Genomic DNA, 18,654 nt, shown 5'->3' with positions numbered 1-18,654 from the left:
TGGCGCGGCCTGGCCACACGAACCGACAAGCTCGCCATCGCCTACCAGGCCGCACTCCACCTCGCCGGCATCCTCATCTGGACCCGACGCTGACCTAAGAGACAGAACCTAGGCGCTGCGCGGCTTGCGGCTGCTCGCCTTCTTTGCCGTCGTCTTCTTCGCTGCGGTCTTCTTGGCGGCCATCTTCTTCGCCGGAGTCTTCTTCTTCGATTTCGGCAGTTCGTGCACGTCGGCCTCGCCGCCGTGCTCGTCGCGGGAGGCGCGGGCCTTCTCCACGGAGGCGTTCAGGGCGGCCATGAGGTCGAGGACCTGGGCCGGCTCCTCTGCCTCCGGTGCCTGCGGCAGCGGCTTGTCCTCCCGCTTCGCCTCAATGATCTGCGCCATGGCCTCGGTGTACTCGTCATGTGCGTCCAGTTCGTCGAGGTCTTCGACGGTCATGGTCTCCATCAGGGCCAGCGCCCGCTCGATCTCCTCGTCCGAGACCTGCACGGGCGGCGGGATCAGCTCGGCGGGGCTGCGGATCTCATCCGGCCAGCGCATCGCGTGCAGGACCAGGGCGTCGTCACGGACGCGGAGCATGCCCAGGCGTTCGCGGCCGGACCAGGCGTACTTGGCAACGGCGACCTTCTCGGACCGGCCGAGGGCCTGGACGAGGAGCTTGTACGGTTTGGCGGCGACCTGGCCGCTGGCCTGCAGGTAGTAGCCGTCGCTGATCTGGATCGGGTCGATGTCCGCGGCCGGGACGAACGCGACGATCTCGATCGCTTTCGCCGTGGGCAGGGGCAGGTTGCTCAGTTCCTCGTCCGAGATCGGCACGATGTGCGCCGGCTGGTGCTTCGTCTCGCGGGTGACCTCGTAGCCCTTACCGATCTCGGCGCTGGAGACCTCGCGGTCCTCGAGGTCGCAGAACTTCTTCACGCGGACGCGGCCGCCGTCCTCGCGGTGGTACTGGTGGAAGCGGATGCTGTGGTCCTCGGTCGCACCGACCACGTTGATCGGTACCGTGACCAGGCCAAAGCTGATCGCGCCGCTCCAGATCGTGCGGGGCATACAAGTCCTCCGTGGTAGCCCCGAGCACCACCAGCCTACGAACCGCGCGCGGGCGGCGCAGCACATCATGCGCCGCTCAGGGCACGGGAGGAGGCTGGGGGGATGGTGCAGGTGATCGTGTATCCACCCGACAACCAGGGCGGCCGTCGCGTGCGTGCGGACGGCACGATCCTCGGCCGCGCCTACCGGCTGCGCGACGTCGTCGCCTTCCTGCAGGAGGCCGGCATGGAAGGGATCGACGACCTCGACGTCATCCGCTCCGACGACATCGAGTGGCGCGGCGGCGGCCCGGAGGTATGGGGATAAGCCCTGGTCAGGGGCTTGGGTGTCAGGCGGCTTCAGGCGATGGCCGCCATCACGGCGACGCGGTAGCCGACGGCAGGCGCACCGTGCCCGGGCGGCCGGTCGCCGCATCGACCCGGTAGGCGACGCCGTACTCGCGGGCGAACCAGTTGGCCTCCGCCCCCGAGCCGGTCAGCGCGCGCAGGTAGAAGGCGTAGGCCACCGAGTCGATCTGTTCGGGGGTGAGGGTCATGCGCCAGCGGTTGCCCGGCCGGTCGAAGCACGCGGTGCGCACCCGTTCGACGAGGCCTTCGGCCGGCGGTACGCGCAGGTCGGGGGCGAGGTTCGCGTAGACGCGCAGGGCATCCATCTGCGCGGGCCGCAGCTCGATCACCTGCTCTGTGGCTGCGGGTGGTGTGCAGTGTGGGGTGGGGTCGGGGGCGGCGTGCAGGTAGATCAGGACGTCGTGGCCCTGCTCGCTCAGGCGGGCGGCCCACAGCACCGGGCGCCCCTCGTAGGCGGACAGCTCCGCGCGCATCTCCCGGTCGGCGAGTTCGACCAGGCCCTGGGCGGCCGCCGTTTGCAGGGACTGCTGGAGGCCGGGCGGGACATCGGTGGACAGCACCCAGCCATAACCAGACTCCGTCTCGCGATCGCGCAGGGAGCGAAGGGCGTCCAGCCGTGCCTGCCGCGCGTTCATGCCTCACCCTCACCTCAGATCCGCTACCGATGGCAGACGGAGCCCGCATCCTGATCGAGGTCGGCGACGGCAGCAACCTCCCGACCGCCGGCCACCTCGCCGCCTACGCCGGACTCGCACCCGCAACCCGCAGTTCCGGGTCCTCGATCCGCGGAGAACAGCCCTCCAGGAGAGGAAACAAGCAGCTCAAACGGGCTTTCTTCCTCTCCGCGTTCGCCGCCCTCGGCGACCAGGCCTCCCGGGCCTACTACGACAAGAAAATCGCCCAGGGCAAGCACCACACCCAAGCCCTGCTCTGCCTCGCCAGACGCAAGGCCGACGTCCTGTTCGCGATGCTCCGCGACGGAACCTTCTACGAACCGCAGTCGTCTGCCTCAGCTGCCTGACCTACGGGTCTGTGAGGAGAACGACTCGATCGGCCTCGACATCAAAGCCGAGCACTGGATGGCCATAGTGGCCTTCCGGGTCCATCAGTACGGGCTTGTTCAGCCGCCTTCCGATCTCTCGCAGGAAGCCGCAGAACACATCAAGTCGATCCTGGCCCTGCAACTCCCGCAGGTCGACGTCGAAGTCGACTTCGTCGTCGGCATGGAACCGGAAGATCGCGAGCACATCGGCAGTCGGCCAGACCCGCAGGTTCGGGCACTCGGCGTCCGCCGGGCGGCCCAGCACGGCCTCCGCCCGGGGCACCGGAAGCACCGTCTCTCCCTCGGAGTACTGGCACTTCCAGCCCTTCTCCGCGACAAGATCGAGGACCGTCTGCCAGTCCTGCACCGAGGCGTCCGGGACACGCATGTCCGGCAACGACCCCATCAAGTCCGGGTCGAAGAAGGAACTCACGTCGTCCCACAGCAGATCAGCCACCCCGCCATGCTGCCCGGCTCCCCGACCCAACGCACCCCGTTTCCCTTGACCAAAGACATAGGGGCACCCCCCCGGCTCGAGGACGGTGTGCCACCGGTTGTGCAGGCAGCGCCAGGCGTAGCAGTCCGGGTCGGTGAGCCGCCTCCTTCCCTTCCTGCCACACGTGAAAGGGGAAGATCGACGGCCAGGGGCCGTGTCCAGGCACTCTTGTGGTGCACACATCACTGCAACTGGCGCGGTGCGGGGGGTGGGGCACCCCACTCCCGCTCCAAGGCACCAGCCCTGGTCTTTACGTCCTCGGCACGGGCCTTGGCGTCCTGGGCGAGATAGCGGGAGTAGGTGAGCGCTCACCTACGCGCCCCTGGAACCCAGGTCAGCGCCGTATCGCCCGTCCGGACGACGGTCACCTTGAGCGGGTGGCAACCCAGGCACTCCCAAGAACGAGATGGCCGACGTCCTGGACCGCCGGTGTCCCTGCCTGGCCGCTGAGCAAAACCGGCGTGCTCGCCCCTCGAAGTGCAAGCCGTGATCAACCGGTTCGCGCACCAAATGTAGACCTAGAGTCACTTCAGTCGCTGTTCGGCTGCCAAGTAGCCGCCCGGCCAGCGCATTTGCCGCCCGGGGCAGTGACGCCAGCTGACTAACTGATCGTTTCAGAATGAGCTCCGGAGGCGGCGTAGGCGTAGGAGCCTGAAGGGCAGTTCGAGCCACCCTTGGTGGAGATCAGCTCGGCGTCCGTAGCGGGTACGGAGCCGTTTGAACTGGTGTAGCCAGGCGAATCCGCGCTCGACCACCCAGCGGACCTTGCCCAGTCCGGAGCCGTGGGCGACGCCACGTCGGGCGATCACGGGTTTGACCCCCACGTTGCCAGAGCAAGAGGCGGTGCTTGTCGAAGTTATGGCCCCGGTCGACTTACAGACGCCGGGACTTATCGCCTACCCGACAACGTGGCCTCGGTCCATGCGATTGGCGATCAGACCTCGGCCCCCCTCTCGGCCGCCTCAACGACGCGCTCGCGGCCGACGCCCAGGCCGTCCCGGACGCCGATCTCTCGGACCCGGCTCGGGGAGAGCTCCTCGGCGTGGGTGCCCTGCTCGCCGCCGGGCTCACGGTCGCTTCTCGGCGCAGGATCAGTAGCACGTACTCAGGCCTGATCTGCCGTCACTGACACCCGTTACTGCCACCAGACCGGCACAGCCACTGAGGCCCACGGATCACTTGTGGAATGTGATGTTGATCGCATAGTCACAGAATGTGCGTGATGTTGTAGGACTGGTGAGGGTTCACGGAAGTGCTTTCACAAGCTGCGCACAGGTACCGCCCAAGTTTGGCTGCACATCGCGGCTACTAACGGTAACTATCTCTGGCCACAACGCGCTTGCCGTCTGGATCGCCAGCATGCCTATGGTGGCGTCCGCTCCTGGGCCGACCTGACCAGTCCACTTCTCCAGGGGTATCCGGCGCGTCCACGGGGGAGCGCCATGCATCCGTGCAGGACCCATCAGGGCCGTCGTCTCCCTCCTTGGGCTGCGCCTGTAGTAGCCACCCCCCTACAGAGAGGGATACGCGTGTTGCGTAGACCTGTACGGAAACAGGGCTTACGCCCGAGATGGTTGGCCGGTCTGGCGACTCCAGTCGTCCCGCTCGCCTCCCTGGCTCTCCTCGCCAGCGTGGTGGTGCAGCCGGCTGCGGCGGCCACCGATGCTCCACGTACCAGCCCGGTCGCCGACTCCTACGACGGGTTCGACGCCAAGGCCGCCGAGCAACTGCGCTTCGACCAGTGCCTGATGGCCGACGGCTTACGCAAGGGCGGGCCGAACCAGTACGGCCTGGCCACCACCGCGCTGTCGCTGCCGGCGAACCAGCTGCACCAGAAGACCGACCGCACTTACGGCAGTGGGGCGTTCGCCCTGGCGTGGTCGAAGGACAGTGACGATTCCGACGCCTGGGTGAAGAAGGCCGCGGACACGGACCTGTCGTGGAAGAACACGACGAGCGGCCTGGATGACTACCCCGGCTCACCCAAGGCCGAGAGGATTTTCGACAAGACGGGGCTGCTTCCCTGGCTCTACCAGTCGTACTTCAAGTCGGTCGATTTGCTGTCGCCGTTCTACGACCCGTCACCGCAGGCGGACGAGGCGACAAAGAAGGCCGCCCTCGCGATCGGTGACCCGCTGTACACCAACGGCGGGACGAGCCAGGAGCAGGAAGCCTGGAAGCTGTGGAAGAAGAACTCCGGCCTCGTCGTCCCGAACGAGATCTACGTTCCACGGGTGTTCGCCGACGATGCCCGTATCTTCCTCGGCTCCGGTGGCTTCCCCAGGACCGCGCCTGCGCCGGACACCCCGGAGTTCCGCATCGCGGTGGAGGACCTGAAGACCCGGTTCGCATCCTGCGCGTGGCACAACCCGATCGACCCCGACCGGGTGCTGGGCAAGGAAGTGGCGCAGGCGTCCGCCGAGTGGCAACAGGAGATCACCTCCCAGGCCACCCAGCGCAACCAGATCCTCGCCGCCGGCAGCACCGCCACCACCGCGCTGCGGGACGGCACATTCGCCCTGGGCAAGATGCTGGGGCAGTCCTGGATCGCGGACTACTCCACCCGCTGGTTGGACTACTACACCGAGGGCGGCCTCAGCTGGATCGGTGACGGCCAGCTGGAGATCCAGGTGCCGGGCGCCGCGGGCAAGTGCCTGGACGTCCAGAGCGCCGCGAAGACCAACGGCACGCCAGTGCAGGTGTACACGTGCAACGGCGGCGCCTCGCAGAAGTGGCAGCTCATGGGCTCCTACGACGGCGGCTACACCTTGGTCAACCCGAACTCCTTCAAGTGCCTTGAGGTGCTGAACGGGGCCACCGCCGACGGTACGAAGGTCCAGATCCGGGACTGCGGCAGCGCCAAGGCACAGCAGTGGAAGTTCGACGTACGCAGCGCCGGTCCGCTCGTGAACGCGGCCTCCGGAAAGTGCCTGCACCTGCCGACGTTCGACAACGGCAAGGACGCGGTGTCGTCGACGTGCAACGGCGCCGCCGCGCAGAAGTTCCGGATCGTGGCCAAGACGCACACCGGCAGCGCGCCCGCAGCGGCCGACGTGGCCAAGGCCAAGGCGAACATCGCCGCCGCGCAGACGGAGGCGAAGAAGCAGCTCACCGTCCTAAAGACGCAGCTGGCCACCGCTCAGAAGGCCGCGACCGCGTCGGACACCGCGCTCCAGGCCGCCTACGGCATCGCGGACGCGGCGGGTGCGCCGCGGGGTCGCGGTCTGTTGGTGGGCTTGCAGAAGAACCAGGTCACGAAGGGTGCGGCTGCCGCGCTGGCGGCGCTGGAGAAGGCCGGTGAGACCGCGGAGGCGGCGACGCGTGCGGCGGCCGGAGACGGCGCGACGATCGCGCAGCGGGCGCTGGCACAGGCGGCGCAGTCAAAGGCCGAGTTCCGCAAGGAGGCCGCTGCAGCCGCGGAGTTGCAGGCCAAGGCGGCAGCGGATGCGGCCAAGGTGCACCGGGACAACGCCAAGAAGGACAAGGAGACCGCACAGGCCAAGCTGGCCGTCGCGGTGAAGGCGGAGGCGGACGCGAAGGCGGCCGCCGCCGACGCGCACGCCAAGCGGCTCGCGGCGGAGGCCGAGGAGAAGACGGCCCAGGCGGAGAAGGAGACCGCGGCCGCCAAGCAGGCCGAGGCCGCCGATCACCGCAAGAACGCCGAGGCGGAGGCGGCCAACGCCAAGGATGCCAAGGACAAGGCCGACGCCGCGGAGAAGACCGCCGAGAGCCGGCGCGACGACGCGGTCACCGCCAAGGACCACGCCCAGCAGATGCGCGACGACGCCTGGGATGCCGAGCAGAAGGCCGACGCCGCCCGCGCCAAGGCCGACGCCAAAAAGGCCTACGCCGACTCCCTCGACTCCGGGGACGCGGCGGACGCCGCCCGTGCCGCGGCGAACGAGGCGGACAAGGCGGCCGCCGACGCCGAAGCCGCAGCGGGCCGCGCCCGCACCGCGGCCAACGCCGCCACCCAGGCCGCTGCCGAAGCCGACGCAGCAGCGACGCGTGCGGAAGCTGCCGCCAAGCGCGCCCGCTCGGACTCGGACGCCGCCCAAGCGGCCAAGCTGCGTGCGGATGCGGCCGTGAAGACCGCCACCAGCGCCGCCGCCGACGCCATCAAGGCGTCGCAGGACGCCTCCGCCGAGGCGAAGGCCGCCGTCAAGCTGGCCGACGAGGCGGAACAGCACGCCAAGGACGCCAAGAGTCAGGCCGACGCCGCCAACAAGGAAGCCGGCGTCGCACTGGCCGCCGCCGCCAAGGCAGCCGGGTTCGCACACGTCACCGCGCAAGCGGCCGTGGACGCAGGTGAAGCCGCCAAGCAGGTCGCGGCTCCCGCCAACGACGTCGTGGAACTCGGTTCGCCGTATGTCGATACCGACTCCACCGCCGGTCTGGTCGTCCTGACCGGCCAGTCGTCGAAGACGATCTCTGAACAGCAGCAGGCCGTCGCCGACGCCCACGCCAAGAACGCAGCCGCCGAGGCCGACGCGGCGAAGAACCTCGCCGACCAGGCCAAGGGCGATGCGAAGGAGGCCTACCAGCACGCGGCCAACGCCGCCCGCTCCGCCGCCGACGCCCGCGGCTACTCCAAGGAGGCCCTCGGCTACGCGGCCGAAGCCGCAAAGGCCGGCGCGGCCGCACAGACGTCACTGGCCCGCACCCTCGACTACGACAAACAGGCAGCCGACGACGCCGCGGCCGCCGACAAGGCAGCCGGCAACGCCGAAGGCTACGCCAAGGCCGCCCGCGACTCCGCCGACACCGCCGCACTCGACGCCGAAGCCGCCCGCTCCGCCGCCGCACAGGCCGAACAGGACGCCAAGGACGCCCGCGCCGCCGCCGACCGCGCCGCCGCCGCCGCCACCGAGGCCGAACAGGCAGCCAAGGACGCCGACAAGTACGCCAAGGAAGCCCAGGAAGCAGCCCGGCGGACGGAGACGAAGAACCGTAACGGCCAGATCGAGACCGGCGCCGCCGGCGTCGGTGGCGTCTTCTACAAGACGCGGGTCGAACCCGTCGGTGAGCCGGACATCCTGCACAAGGAAAACTGCAACGTCATCGTCCACACCGGTGACTGCGTCATCACCGCGAACATCACCGCCAAGATCTTCGTCGACCTCTACCTGTGCACGGCAACGAACATCCCGGATGTGCAGTCCGGCTGCCCTGCTGCCGACACACAGTTCCTCGACAGCTTTGCGCTGAAGCCTCAGACCAAGGAGGTCACCTACACGATCACCCCCCAGGAGTTCAACGACGCCGTCGCCAAGGGATTCATCCAGGCCCTCACCGAGGACTTCACCGGCTGCTGGGACAGGATCACGGGTAGCGGCGGAACCCTGGGCAACTGCGGCTGGGCAGTCTTCGACATCGCCAGCCTTGTCTTCGGCAATGTCGCCATCAAGGCCATCAAAGACGCCGTCACGGCCCTCGACGCCGCTCTGCGGACCGGCATCGCCATCGACGAGGCCTGGAAGGCCCTGCGCACCGCCGGCATAACCGAGGCCGCGATCGAAGGAATCACCGCAAAGCTCGCCCTGACCAAGTGCTTCCCTGCAGGAACCAAGGTCGCGACGGCGGACGGCCCCAAGGCCATCGAAGACATCGAGGTGGGCGACCTTGTCTGGTCACAGGACCAGGTCACGGGCAAGAAGTCGCTGCAACCGGTGTTGCGCCTGTTCCACCGGACGGTCGAATCCCTGGTCCGGATCACAACCGCCGCCGGCCAGGTCGACGCGACCGGCTCCCACCGCTTCTGGGTCCGCGAACGAGGTTGGGTCGAAGCCGGCGAACTGCGAGCCGGAGACACCCTCGAGACGCGGGACGGCGGCTCCTCACAGGTCCTTGGCACGGCGGCTGTCAAGGGCACCGTCCAGGTCTTCAACTTCGAGGTGGCGCGCAACCACACGTACTACGTGTATGCGGGAACGACACCGGTCCTGGTGCACAACGAGTGCCTCGAAGGAATCCTCAAGGAGCTCGTCAAGGATGGCGACCACATCGTCCTCGGAATCAACCCGTACTCCGATACCCTGGCCAAGGAGACGTTGGGCGGCACCGGCGGCCTGAGCGGTCCCGGAGCCCGGACGTTCAACAACAGGCTCCTCGGCAAGGCGGCGCCCCACGGTGACGGGCGCCCGATCTGGATGGTCGGCGTCGAGAAGGCGTTGAGCAATCCGTCGGTGAAGTTGAGCATCTCCCTGGACGGCGTCCCGAACGCGAGAACCGCGGCAGAAGCCCTGGACAAGCTCGTCGAGCGGGGCCGGCCGTTGGTCGGCGGCGACTGGCAGACGGTGGCAACACCGGGAAGCAACAACGGCACCGCATGGGAAGTGGCGACACTGCGTCTCAAGGTGATTACTGGAACCCGAGACTTCGACGCCATCGACTGGTACTTCACCAAGCCGGGTGAGAAAGTGCCCAGCCTCGTGAAAGACATGCCGAAGCCCGACTGGGCCCAGTGACACCGAGAACCCAAGGACAGGAAGAGCACAGACAATGCCGGATTTCGTACGAGAGGGACGTCTGTTCCGGGTGGTCAGCTTCGGGGCGTCGCACCGGGTGCTGCTGCTGCGAAGCGAACCCACTGCCGTCGACGGAACGGACACCCGTGTCGAGGTGTACTTCGGCCACGTCGAGCTGATGCTGCTCAAGCCCATCTATGAGAAGGGCATCCACGTCCGCCGGGCGTCGGAGGCGGAGTTCGCCGTGCTGAAGGAGCGTCATCACCTTGCTGCGGACGATGCGGCCTTCACCTGGATGATCGAACCGAACGGAGACAGCTTCGTCATCTCCGGCGATCCCGCATGGCGTGAAGCAGCCCGCGAGTTCGAGGACCCGTCCTTGTTCGACTTCTCCAAGCCCTGGCCACCGGACTTCCCCGCGGAGTACGGCAACATCGACTGAGCACACGACACACTGAGGGCGCCCCCTCTGCCACAGGGGGCGCCCTCAGCGCTGCGTCCTCGGCGCTGGCACTCGGCACATCTGCCGCATCCCGCTCCGAAGCCGTGCTGGCTCGTAGCGGGGGGCCGCACCCCTCCCGCCCCGCCGCCCCCTCAAATCAGGAGAAGACATTGAGCGACGGCATCACGTGGCTGGCCGACGCCTGGCGCCAAGACGCCCCCATCCTCTTCGTCACCTTCGCCCGCGGCATCAGCCCACGCGGCCTCGTTGTCCGACTGGGCGCCCAGAGCGGCGAAGTGCTCGACCCCATCACCTACGCCGAGGCCGAGCGGCTGACGTTCAACGACCGAGAATCAGCCCGCGTGGCCCGCTTCGGTGAGTGCGCGGGCTGGTCATACGCGGTGGAACAGTGCTGGCCCTCCAAAGCTTGGTGGGCTCACCCCGACGTCTCCGCAGGGGGGATCGAGGTCCTGCACCTGACCCCCAAGCCGGACGACCCGCCCAGGGAATGCTGGTACTACCGCGACGGCCAAACAGTCGGTCGCTTCGACATCGGCGAAACCCCGGACGAGGGTCTGGCCTTCTTGCTCCCGGCGTTCGAGGAAGCCGGACTCCTTGATGAGGACGTGAGGGAGGAGTTCGACTCGTTGCGCGCGACCCTCGTCGCATTACAGCAGCACTTCGGAGTGTCACTGCCACGCCAGGAAATCCTGAATGGCCGACTGCCCGCAGCGGTGACAGCGACCGTGCCGCCCCAAAACCTGGGGGACTAATGACCTGGAACCCCCGGTGAGGCGGAGCTCGCGGGCGGCAACGGTCAGTACTTCGGCCTGCGCATCGATCGTCAAAGCGGTCACTACTTCTTCCCGGCGCCCCGTTCTGGGCGACCCGGCGGCGGCGCGGAGCAGATCGGCAAGGAAGCCTTCGCAGCGGCCGGGGTAATGTTCTAATGACCAGTCCCTTCGACGACCTCGACCGGCTCGATCTCGGGGAGCACACCCGCCGCTGGTCGGCACTCCCGCCCGGCACGGCCAAGGGTGCGGTGAGTGAATGGATGGCCGCAGCGCAGCAGTTCGCCTCCCGGATACAGCAGGACCCGAGCCGGATCTCAGACGACCAGTGGGGCGAGCTCACCCAGGCCTGGACATCCCTGCTCACCGGGGCCCGGGCGGCGACCGGAGAACAGCGCAACGAATGGCTGCTACGCGACCTCTGCCTGCGCACCTCGCTCCTGGATGCGCTGGGCCCCCGTGCGGATGTGCCGCTGCTGGACCCGCGGCCGGTCCTCGAGCAGGCGCTGAACGCCATGCCGATGAGCCGGCAAGAGGCCGCCGCACTCGCGCCGCGGCGGCGTGAGCTGGAACCCGCGCGCATTCTGGAGCTGCGCATGATACGACGTCTGCTGAACCCGGTGCGGCCGCTGGCACCGCTGCTCACCGGTCATCCCCGCTACGACGAGTACGAGGCGTGGGAGCGCCTCGCCGACGACCTGCCGTGACCTGCCTAAAGGCTGTCCCGTAACTGCAAGGGTCGGCTGCCGACGTCCGGTTTGACCGGGTGCGGCGGGACACTGCTGACACCGCAAGTTGAGCCGGGACGGGACAAGTTGACCCTGCACCGGCACCCCGCCCTGCCTGCCCTCCGGATTGCGGGACAGCCTTTAGTGTGATCCGAACGCTGGTTCCAGGTTACCGGCCTCCTCGTAGGCCGCTGCGAGGTTGTGGCGGACGGTCATTGTGGTCGGGTGGTCGGCACCGAACAGTTCCTCGCAGCATGTACGAGCAGACCTTGACGGATCGGTTGCGGGCGAAGGGGGCAGAGCGTTCCTCAGGACTGAGTTCAGCGGGTGCCTCGAGGGGTGAGGCGCAGGCCCCGAACTCAGCGGCGGGGACTGCCGCCGCAGCCCTCCCCTGGTTCTCACAGGTGCTTGGATCTCCCACCGCCAGCCCTGTGCGCTGGCCGTCCTCAGCCATGGCCGACGCCTACAACACATAGGGGCGTCGACGACACCGGCAGGGAGACATGCCCCGTCGTGGCCCTACTCCAGGCCGACAGGGCCCCGGAACGGGAGCGGGCGCTCTTCCAACCCCTCCGCGGCTGCCCTCACCCGTAGGAGGTGTTCCAACCACTGCTCCAGGTCTGATGGCAGGGGACTGTCCTCGGCCGCGAGGAGGGTCTTCAAAGCCGACCCGTAAGGACCGGAAAAAAATTCTCGGGTGGCCAGCCAGAAAGTGCGAGGGGGAAGCGGTGGGAGCTTTTCCAGCTCAGTCACGGTGATCGCTTCGGGCCTTCGCGTTCTGAGCAGCGTGGGGCGAGCCTCGTTGTTGGTCGTACTGATGAGGACGCGCGTCTCCCATGAGCAACCGACCGAGATGCCACCCTCCAGAGCGCGGAGGAGGGCCGGACCACCGAGGAGCCATCGAGCCCACCCCGTGCACCACACGTGCTCACCGATGCTGTACGCCCGTACGTCCCTCACCGAGTCGAAAACGACTGTGGGTGTGACCAGCCATCCCTCTGCAACATTGGGAGAGCGGAAATCCGGCTGCGTCTCAGACGACATTTCCAGATCCGCCGCGGGGGTGCAGTCGAAGCGGCCGGCGGACGACGGGACCCGGACGGAGAACGCACGCTGGGCTTCTTCCGCGATCAATTCCGTTGTCTCAGGTGCCGCGAGGATCTGCCTCACCATCGCCTCGTCGGCCTCAGCCTTGGACGTGAACTTCTCGAAGACGTCGTACCAGTTCGTCAACAGCACGAACCGATCTTCGATGCCATTGAGGTCCTCGTTCATCGGGTACGGGTAGATGTCCCCTTTGCCGAAGTCCTGCGTGTTCTTACTGACGAAGTAGACCGTCTCGTCAGGATGCTCCCACGTGTATTCGACAGCCGTCAGCCAGATCGCGGCGTCCCGACCGCCGATCTCCTCCGTGTCGCCCCCTTCGTTGATGGTGACCTTCTTGCACGGCGGCAGCAGGTTCGCCTCCCGGATCAGCGCCGGCCGGAGCGCGGCCTCGCTCGTGGGAATGACCTCGACGACATCGAGCCACTTCTTGCGCCACTCGTCTTGGAAGCGTTGCAGTTCCATCTGCGGCAACGTCGCGTGGATCTCCCACGGTGTGCCTTCCTTGAGGTTGCGCAGGGCGGCGTCGGCTTTCTCGTACTTCTGTCGGTACGGCACTGCTCGATGAGCCGTCAGCTCCTCCAACACCACCCACGGCACGGCTACGCGTTCGACGCCGGATGCCTGAATGGTCCTCACCAGGTCCGTGGTGGCGCTCTGGACGTCGGACTTCGTGAGGATGTTCGTGTCCAGGATGATCAAGGCAGGCCGCTCCGTTCCCACAGTGCTGGGTGGCTCAAGGCTTTCAGAAAGCCCCCACGCTCGCAGGGAAACCTCACCTACGGCCGGTCGGGCGCCATCGCCACGTCCCCTCCCGCGCGCAGCTGAGCCGGGCGGGGTCGGCGTACCGGCGCCGCATCGGCTGAAGCGACGAGATGCCATCAATGAGCGTTTTCAACGTTGCCTACCCACCGTGAGGACGGCTTTGGCGATGACGGTCATGCAGCTGGGGCTGATGCGGGCTCAGCGGCAGATCTGCCAGGACTCAGGCGTGCCATGGCGCGTTCGACGGGAGCTCGAGCCAGATGAGTGCGCTGGCCAGGGTGATGGCGGCGAATCCTGCCGCGTCAGCCTTCCTGTACATCATGGCCCATGTGGTTCTCGGCGCGGTAAAGGTCGGCATCACGGGACGCCAGACCCGCGAGGACCGCATCGCCCGCCTGCAGGGCTCTGGGTGGGCGGTGGTGCGCACCTGGCTGTTCGCCACCGGCGCGGCCGCCTACCGTGTCGAGCAGACCGTCCTGAAACCGTTGCGTGTTCAGGGGCACGGCTCCTACCTGACCGCTGAGCGGATGCCCACCAGCGGATAGACCGGGACCTTCTACACCGCCGCTGTGACCGCGACCGCGCTGTGCCGCGGGGTCACCAATGCCCTGACTCCGTCGCTGGTGTAGAACCCTCAGGTGTGCGGGCCGCGGCGCGCGCCAGCCGCCTACCAGGAGGGGCAGTGGGCGACTTCCTCGGTGAGGGTCGCCCACCGCCCTCCGCGGGTCCCGTCCGTTGGCCGTCAGCCAGGTACCCGAGCCAGTACGAGGCCGCGGACTTCTGCGGCTTCGGCTTCCTGCATGAGGCGTTTGCCGACGGTGTGGAAGGTGGCGCCGGTGGTGAACACGTCGTCCACGAGCAGGATGCGCTTGCCCTGTACTGGCGCATGTAATTTTAAGGCGGCGGCGTGCTCCTTAGCGGCCTCCATCTTCCTTAGATCCTCGAGTGCAGGCGGGCGGCGACGGCACGGAGACGATGGCGCTGTTCAACCGTCGCCTCTGGCAGAAGGACAGCGAGGTGGTGCGGTGCAAGGGCCACGGTGTGGGGCATCACGAGGGGGCAAGGAGGTTGTGATGCCGGCCGGAGCCCGTTTGCGAACCGCCCGCCGGCTCAGCGGTCCGGGTTGATGCCGTTCGATACGGACTTCACGCGGGCGACCTGTACCTTAGCGGCGTACTCAACGTTGTCCGGTGAGGCGCCGTCTGCGTCGAGATAGGCGACGACCGCGCCGACGCGCAGGACGACGTCGACGCTGTCCCCGTCCTGCATGGCCTCGGTCGCGTCGGCATCGGTGTTCAAGGTCAGCGGCTTCGCCGGGGCGCCTTCCTCCGCCCACTTTTTGCGCCTCTGGTCCGCGAGGTTCTTCATCGCCTGGGCAGCTTCCTCGGCGGTGGGGAAGGTGAACAGGCTGAATTCAACGCGGGTGCTGTCCGAGTTGCCGCGCGCCTCCATGTCCCGGTGCCCGGCGGCCTGGATCCCGGGGCACGGCGACGCGGTCTCTTTCTCGCAGTACGTGGCCGCTTCGCCGCCCTGGATCACGAAGGGCTCGCCGCCGACCATGACGTCGCCGATGCTGCCGTCCGACGGGAGCACGGAGTACAGGCCCGTGGCGTCCACCCAAACCGGGGGGAAGTTCGGCGTCACGCCCTGACCGTCGGCAGGGGCCGATGTCCCGCCGCCTCCCTCGACCGGCGACTTTGCTGTCGCCCCTCCCGCGATCGGGCTGCCCTTCGCCGCGCCTTCCGCCGGGGTGTTCCCCTCCTTACACCCGCTCAGGGCAAGCGCCACGACCGCAGCGAAAGCGGCCCCCCGTATTACAGCCTTCATCCGTACTCCTCCGATGCCCTGATCACGCCCGGAGACGGCCGACCATGATCGAACTCACTGACATGCACACCCAACCCCATCAGCCGTGGGCCAGCCAAATTGGCGGCTGCTTCACGCTGTCACAGAACCGCGCAGCGCTGACCTTGTCCGCCCCCGCACTCTCGGCGCCAGGACCTGTAACGCGATCACTGCCTTCACAACGAATGCCTTCCCCGCCCGGGACGAGCCAGAGGCGGACATGCGGGGATGGGGCGAGCGACCTTCGAGGGCCTGGGACCGGCACTTCCCTGAGCAAGGTATGAAGAGGATCGTCACCGACCTCGAAGCGGCCGGCTATCTGAGCCGTGAGCGTGACGGGCAGCGCGATGGACTGCGCACCTGCTACCTCGCGAGCGCTGAGCAGGGCGTGGTGCGTCAGCGCCGCTCACGACCGTCAGGCGGCTGATCAGGGAAGATGGAGATCTGGGACGGGGGTATCCAGGGTCAGCACGTGGCTTTCATCCTGGTGTGCGAAGACGATGCGGCGGTCCGTGGCGTCCTCAAGCGGGCCCTGGAGTACGACGGCCACACCGTCTCGGTTGGTGCCACGGCCGACAGCCTGCTGCGGCAGCTCGCACCGGCGCCCCAGCTGGTCGTCCTGGGCCTTGGACTGCCCGACGCCGACGGCCGCGAGGTCTGCCTGGCTCTTCGGGCTCGCGGCGTCGACGTGCCGGTGCTGATGCTCACCGCCTTGGACGGCTTGCATCGCAAGGTGGCCGTACGAGCGGGCCGCGGCGGCCACAGGTGGCGCAGCAGGTAGTCTCCGCTCGCGCATCGGTGCGGGCGGTCAACGGTGCTGGGGTCTATCCCCGGGCCAGTCGGTCGTACAACCGACTCGACGACGGCAGAGCCCGAGGCGAGCGGGTCGGGAGCGATGCCGCCCTTCCGCTCCTCCGCCCCGCTGCCACTTTCGATCCACTCGCAGGGCTGACGATGACTCCAGCTGCCGAGATCCTCTGTGTCGCCGCACGGCATCCGACCGCCCTGCTCCAGGTGGAACCGACCATCGTCGGGCCGAATCCGAGATCGGCCAGATCGGCGCGGCGGCAGCCGGCGGCCCAGTGCTGCTGAGGCTGCCGATGCCACGATCCGCATTGCAGGAGATCAGGTACCGAGCGGGCACCTACTCCCTGGTCATCTCGTCGCTTCCGCAGCAACGCCCGGCTGCGGCCGGGTCCGCATACCCCAGCGGGCAAGAGGTGGGCCAGCAGCACCCAGCATTGCAAAGAACAACGCCAGCAGCAGCCAGCCCGCCGTGCCGAGGCCCAGCACCACCGTGGTGAGGATCGCAGGGGCAAGAGCCTGGCCCGCGCTGAAGCCGAGGCCGAGGACACCTTGGTACTGGCCCTGGGCATGGTCGGGGGCCAGACCAAAACCAAGGGCGAAGCAGGCCGAGGACTCCCAGACCTCTCCCAGGCTATGGACAAAGATCGCCGCCAGGACCAGTCCTGCCCCGGCCCAGACAGGGGCGTACGCCGCCAGCGCCATCACCGGACAGCTGACGAGGAAGAGCAGCCCCGCAGTGCGAAACGCCCGGCCGCCGTCGTGCGGGGTCTCGATGCGCGAGCCGATCCTGGTCTGCATCAGCACACAGAACAGCGAGTTGACCGCGAACAACGCGGCCACCGTCCAACGCGGCGCTTCGGTGTGCTCGGAGATCCAGATCGGCAGGAGCAGGGAGACCACCGGGTACTGCAGTCCCATGGCCCCGTAGAGGACGGTGAACGCCAGGAACGGACGATCCGCGAAGACCAGCCAGCGCCGCTGCCGCGGCGGCGCTGCCAGCACCGGATAGCCGGGCAGCAGAAGCAGAAGCACCGCGCACAGAGCGAAGCTCGCCGCGTTGCCGAGAATCAGCGTGACATAGGCGCCGCGGGTGTCCGAGGCCAGCGCCAGCCCGGCACCCACCGTTCCCAGGACGACGCCCAGGTTGACGAAGGTGCGCAGCTTCGCCCGGAACATGGCCGGTCGCTCACCCCCGATCCGGGCCACCAGAGCCCCCCACGCCGCCCCTCCGACCGCCGCGGCGATCTGGTCGACCGTCGCGATGATCGTGAGTGCGGCCCAGCTCTCGACGAGGACGAGGGCTGCCATCGACACCGCCTGGACCGCGAGGGCCAGCATCATGATCACGCGTGCGCCGCGCCGGTCAGCGAGATGGCCCCCGGGTATCCCCGCGCACAAGCCGATCACTCCGGCGATGGTGAGCGCGGCGCCGACCTGCACCGCAGGCAGGCCCACAACCAACGTGAAATAGAGCGCCGACGCCGCGTTGAACAGACCATTGCCTACCCGGTTGACGAAACTGGCGGCGACCAGCACGCGCTCCGGCCCACTGTCCCCCGCCATCCGGCCTATTCGACCTGCCAAGCCCCCCTTGATCATGGACCGCAGGCTAACAGCGCCGCAGAACCCGCCACAGTCGCACGAAGACCGCGTGCCCGCCAGAAACGAAGAAGCACCCCGCCGGAAGCGAAGTGCGAACGTTGATCCCCACTCGGAGGCTGTTCAGCTAGTTCAGAGAAGGAAAAAGGCCAAACGAGATCGCGCCGCTCCAGATCGTCCGGGGCATGGAAGTCCTTCCGTGGTAGCCCCGAGCACTCCCAGCCTGCGAATCCCACGCCGCCGGCGCACCACACCATGCGCCGCTCAGGGCACAGCGGGAGGGTGGAGGCATGGTCAAGGTGATCGTGTATCCACCCGACAACCAGGGCGGCCAGCGCGTGAGAGCAGGCGACACAATCCTCGGCCGCGCCTACCGGCTCCGCGACATCGTCGCCTTCCTCCAGGACGCCGGCATGGAAGGGATCGACGACCTCGACATCATCCGCTCCCACGACATCGAGTGGCGCGGCGGCGGCCCGGACGTATGGGGCTAGACGCCGGTCCGTCCATCTACGAGCTCTCGCACGATGTCGAGATGCCCGTTGTGCCGGGAGATCTCTTCGATGAGGTGGAGGATCACCCAGCGGAGGTCCACGTGGCGGCCGTCGCTGATGGGACGCTTGGCCCTCGAGTCCAGACCGTGGTCGGACAGCAGGCGACGGTAGCGGTCGCTCTGCTCCTCATATTCGGCCAGCAGCTGGGGCAACGGGATGTCGACCGCTGTCCGCATCTCGGGGTCGGGATCGTCGTCGCTCGCCTGCGTGAGCGGACCCGCGGGTTCCTCCCCCAGGAACATCACTTGGACCCAGTGGTACTCGACCCACCGCAGATGGCTGATCAGCCCGCACAGGGTCATCAGCGGTGAGGTGGGAAGCGGAGCTCTGCGGGCGTCTTCCGCGGACACGCCCTCGCACTTGGCTCGCGCCGTGTCACGGACGTAGTCCAGGAAGGTGATCAGCTGCGTGCGCTCGTCCCAGGTGGGAGGCGTATCAGTTCGTTGCGTCATCGCGGCGAGTTTCTCGCAGGTCGAAGGGGTGGTCGAGTGATTAATGACGAAGCCCCGTCGAGTACCGCCTCCTAGAGGTTGTCCCGTAAATGATCTGAGGCATGCAGGCTGACCTGCTCGTTTGCCTGTCATCCGGTGAGGGTGAGGTTGTGCAGGCGGGCGATG

Annotated in this window: 17 protein-coding genes and 2 pseudogenes; 10 read left to right on the top strand and 9 right to left on the bottom strand. The window is 67.7% G+C overall.

Annotation, left to right across the window (positions count from 1 at the left end):
* Nucleotides 1-108: 108 nt before the first annotated feature.
* Entirely contained in the window at nucleotides 109-1,050 is a 942-nt protein-coding gene (gene ku, locus ACZ67Q_RS38960; RefSeq protein WP_471192242.1) for a non-homologous end joining protein Ku, read from the bottom strand.
* A gap of 102 nt (nucleotides 1,051-1,152) precedes the next feature.
* Between ku and ACZ67Q_RS38955 the strand changes: the two genes are divergently transcribed.
* Entirely contained in the window at nucleotides 1,153-1,356 is a 204-nt protein-coding gene (locus ACZ67Q_RS38955) for a hypothetical protein (RefSeq protein ID WP_471192239.1), read from the top strand.
* A 49-nt stretch (nucleotides 1,357-1,405) separates the two neighbouring features.
* Here the strand turns inward: ACZ67Q_RS38955 and ACZ67Q_RS38950 are convergent, their stop codons facing one another.
* The gene (locus ACZ67Q_RS38950) at nucleotides 1,406-2,032 is read right to left on the bottom strand and encodes a DUF6417 family protein (RefSeq protein WP_471192237.1); all 627 of its coding nucleotides are present in this window, start codon (nucleotides 2,030-2,032) and stop codon (nucleotides 1,406-1,408) included.
* Between the two features lie 8 nt (nucleotides 2,033-2,040).
* Between ACZ67Q_RS38950 and ACZ67Q_RS38945 the strand changes: the two are divergent.
* Nucleotides 2,041-2,418, top strand: a pseudogene (locus ACZ67Q_RS38945) (transposase); the annotation flags it as partial.
* Nucleotide 2,419: 1 nt separating this feature from the next.
* Here the strand turns inward: ACZ67Q_RS38945 and ACZ67Q_RS38940 are convergent.
* Complete coding sequence (locus tag ACZ67Q_RS38940) at nucleotides 2,420-2,896, bottom strand: hypothetical protein (RefSeq protein ID WP_471192235.1); 477 nt, start codon at nucleotides 2,894-2,896, stop codon at nucleotides 2,420-2,422.
* Nucleotides 2,897-3,549: 653 nt separating this feature from the next.
* Nucleotides 3,550-3,805, bottom strand: a pseudogene (locus tag ACZ67Q_RS38935) (transposase); the annotation flags it as partial.
* A gap of 713 nt (nucleotides 3,806-4,518) precedes the next feature.
* Between ACZ67Q_RS38935 and ACZ67Q_RS38930 the strand changes: the two are divergent.
* From ACZ67Q_RS38930 to ACZ67Q_RS38915, 4 genes are all read left to right on the top strand, one after another.
* Complete coding sequence (locus ACZ67Q_RS38930) at nucleotides 4,519-9,402, top strand: polymorphic toxin type 27 domain-containing protein (protein WP_471192245.1); 4,884 nt, start codon at nucleotides 4,519-4,521, stop codon at nucleotides 9,400-9,402.
* Between the two features lie 34 nt (nucleotides 9,403-9,436).
* Nucleotides 9,437-9,844, top strand: a complete 408-nt coding sequence (locus tag ACZ67Q_RS38925) for a hypothetical protein (protein ID WP_471192233.1) — start codon at nucleotides 9,437-9,439, stop codon at nucleotides 9,842-9,844.
* A gap of 170 nt (nucleotides 9,845-10,014) precedes the next feature.
* Nucleotides 10,015-10,617, top strand: coding sequence for a hypothetical protein (locus ACZ67Q_RS38920; protein ID WP_471192230.1), 603 nt, complete (start codon nucleotides 10,015-10,017; stop codon nucleotides 10,615-10,617).
* Between the two features lie 176 nt (nucleotides 10,618-10,793).
* Nucleotides 10,794-11,342, top strand: coding sequence for a hypothetical protein (locus ACZ67Q_RS38915; protein WP_471192227.1), 549 nt, complete (start codon nucleotides 10,794-10,796; stop codon nucleotides 11,340-11,342).
* 540 nt (nucleotides 11,343-11,882) lie between these two features.
* Here ACZ67Q_RS38915 and ACZ67Q_RS38910 read toward each other — a convergent pair.
* Nucleotides 11,883-13,169, bottom strand: coding sequence for a PIN domain-containing protein (locus ACZ67Q_RS38910; RefSeq protein ID WP_471192224.1), 1,287 nt, complete (start codon nucleotides 13,167-13,169; stop codon nucleotides 11,883-11,885).
* A gap of 323 nt (nucleotides 13,170-13,492) precedes the next feature.
* Between ACZ67Q_RS38910 and ACZ67Q_RS38905 the strand changes: the two genes are divergently transcribed.
* The gene (locus ACZ67Q_RS38905; protein WP_471192221.1) at nucleotides 13,493-13,777 is read left to right on the top strand and encodes a hypothetical protein; all 285 of its coding nucleotides are present in this window, start codon (nucleotides 13,493-13,495) and stop codon (nucleotides 13,775-13,777) included.
* Between the two features lie 197 nt (nucleotides 13,778-13,974).
* On the opposite strand, the gene ACZ67Q_RS38900 is transcribed toward ACZ67Q_RS38905, so the two are convergent.
* Both ACZ67Q_RS38900 and ACZ67Q_RS38895 read right to left on the bottom strand, forming a co-directional pair.
* Entirely contained in the window at nucleotides 13,975-14,160 is a 186-nt protein-coding gene (locus ACZ67Q_RS38900) for a ComF family protein (RefSeq protein ID WP_471192218.1), read from the bottom strand.
* Nucleotides 14,161-14,342: 182 nt separating this feature from the next.
* Nucleotides 14,343-14,876: a hypothetical protein gene (locus ACZ67Q_RS38895; protein WP_471192215.1), complete on the bottom strand. Its 534-nt coding sequence runs from the start codon at nucleotides 14,874-14,876 to the stop codon at nucleotides 14,343-14,345.
* A gap of 481 nt (nucleotides 14,877-15,357) precedes the next feature.
* On the opposite strand from ACZ67Q_RS38895, the gene ACZ67Q_RS38890 reads away from it, so the two are divergent.
* The gene (locus ACZ67Q_RS38890; RefSeq protein WP_471192212.1) at nucleotides 15,358-15,504 is read left to right on the top strand and encodes a hypothetical protein; all 147 of its coding nucleotides are present in this window, start codon (nucleotides 15,358-15,360) and stop codon (nucleotides 15,502-15,504) included.
* Between the two features lie 45 nt (nucleotides 15,505-15,549).
* A complete protein-coding gene (locus ACZ67Q_RS38885; RefSeq protein ID WP_471192210.1) occupies nucleotides 15,550-15,858 on the top strand; it encodes a response regulator in 309 nt (102 codons plus the stop codon).
* 374 nt (nucleotides 15,859-16,232) lie between these two features.
* Here the strand turns inward: ACZ67Q_RS38885 and ACZ67Q_RS38880 are convergent, their stop codons facing one another.
* Nucleotides 16,233-17,483, bottom strand: a complete 1,251-nt coding sequence (locus tag ACZ67Q_RS38880; RefSeq protein WP_471192208.1) for an MFS transporter — start codon at nucleotides 17,481-17,483, stop codon at nucleotides 16,233-16,235.
* Between the two features lie 290 nt (nucleotides 17,484-17,773).
* Between ACZ67Q_RS38880 and ACZ67Q_RS38875 the strand changes: the two genes are divergently transcribed.
* A complete protein-coding gene (locus tag ACZ67Q_RS38875; RefSeq protein ID WP_471192205.1) occupies nucleotides 17,774-17,977 on the top strand; it encodes a hypothetical protein in 204 nt (67 codons plus the stop codon).
* Here ACZ67Q_RS38875 and ACZ67Q_RS38870 read toward each other — a convergent pair.
* Nucleotides 17,974-18,489, bottom strand: coding sequence for a DinB family protein (locus tag ACZ67Q_RS38870; protein ID WP_471192202.1), 516 nt, complete (start codon nucleotides 18,487-18,489; stop codon nucleotides 17,974-17,976). The genes ACZ67Q_RS38875 and ACZ67Q_RS38870 overlap by 4 nt on opposite strands.
* Nucleotides 18,490-18,654: the final 165 nt, after the last annotated feature.

This window comes from Streptomyces sp. NPDC036813 (assembly GCF_055609245.1).
Note: the sequence above shows the minus strand (reverse complement) of the source record. Positions and strands in the feature narration are given on the sequence as shown.